2 protein-coding genes are annotated in these 1,452 nt (G+C 55.7%); both read left to right on the forward strand.

What is annotated here, in order from left to right; translation table 11 throughout:
• Positions 1-548 (forward strand): methyl-accepting chemotaxis protein (locus ACFSE1_RS07715; protein ID WP_377398836.1); only part of this gene is annotated, 548 nt, incomplete at its 5' end.
• Positions 549-761: 213 nt separating this feature from the next.
• Positions 762-1,452 (forward strand): cache domain-containing protein (locus ACFSE1_RS07720; RefSeq protein WP_377398839.1); only part of this gene is annotated, 691 nt, incomplete at its 3' end.

Genomic DNA, 1,452 nt, shown 5'->3' on the forward strand with positions numbered 1-1,452 from the left:
CCTCATCCGAGATCACCAAGATCATTGGCGTGATCGATGAGATTGCCTTCCAGACCAACCTTCTGGCACTCAATGCCGGTGTTGAAGCCGCCCGCGCGGGTGAAAGCGGCAAGGGCTTTGCCGTCGTTGCCCAGGAAGTGCGTGAACTGGCACAGCGCTCTGCCGCTGCCGCCAAGGAAATCAAGGACCAAATCTCCCGTTCCGGCGGTCAGGTGGAACAGGGCGTTCAGCTTGTCTCGCAGGCGGGTGAAGCATTGAAGCGCATCTCGGCCCAGATTGAGGCGGCCAATGATGTTGTCTCCAAAATTGCCCATAGTGCACAGGAGCAGGATACCACCCTTCGCTCCATCTCGTCTGCCTTGAACCAGCTGGACAGCGCCACCCAGCAGAACGCCGCCATGGCAGAAGAAACCACGGCCTCGGCGGAAGTTCTGGCCAATGACACCGGCGATCTTCTGGAACTTATCGGCGGCTTCCGTACCGGAAATGGCAGTGCTTCCACGAGCGCCCTGCATGGCATGGCACAGCAGATGCGACGCGCTGGCTGATCCAGATCGATCACCGAAACACGAAAACGCCGGGCCAAAACCCGGCGTTTTTTAGTCATTGTGATTCACTTTTAGGCATATTCGAATTTCTTAACAAAGACGAGCTATCATCCCACGCATGCAATGAGGCGCACGACCTACCGGGTCTTCTGTCATGAACCGTCACGAAAACTGACTGGTGGACAGGTTTAAACTGAAGTTTGAGGAGATCTCATGAAGCGCCTTTCAATCCCTACGCAACTTGCACTTTTGGTCGGCGGACTGATCTTCGCCTTTTCCATTGCGACATTTGTAGAAATTCGTTCCTCATCCAATGCTATCTATCAGCAGCGCTACGAAATGCTGCGCACGCAAGTGGAGTCAGCAATCTCCATCCTGAAGGACTTCAATGACCGCGCCACCGCTGGCGAGTTCACGCAGGAGGAGGCTCAAAAGCGTGCCTATGCTCTGCTGAACAAGGTAAAGTTCGAGCCGGATGGCTATTTCTTCGGCTATGACTACGATGTGAAGATGATCTTCCACCCGACGTCACCCGATGTCGGCAAGAGCAATAAGGGCAAGGGCGATCCAACGGGCTACCTTTACCGCGACGAGCTTGTTCGCTTGGCGCAGCAGGGCGGCGGTTTTGTGGAATTCATAGGCCCGAAACCCGGCAAAGACCCAAATGACCGCACCTATCCGAAGGCATCCTATGCCAAGGCTTTCGAGCCGTGGAAGATCGTCATCATCACCGGCCTTTACACAGATGATCTGAAGGCGGAAATTCGCGCCGCCATCTTCCAGGCCATCGGCACCGGACTCGTCATTCTCGGGCTTGCCATTGGTGCAGCTTACTTCATCATCCGCGGCATCACGCGCCCGCTTTCGGCCATTCACGACGCCTTGGGTGCGGTAGCAGACGAAA

This window comes from Affinirhizobium helianthi, assembly GCF_042680945.1.
Taxonomy (GTDB): domain Bacteria; phylum Pseudomonadota; class Alphaproteobacteria; order Rhizobiales; family Rhizobiaceae; genus Neorhizobium; species Neorhizobium helianthi.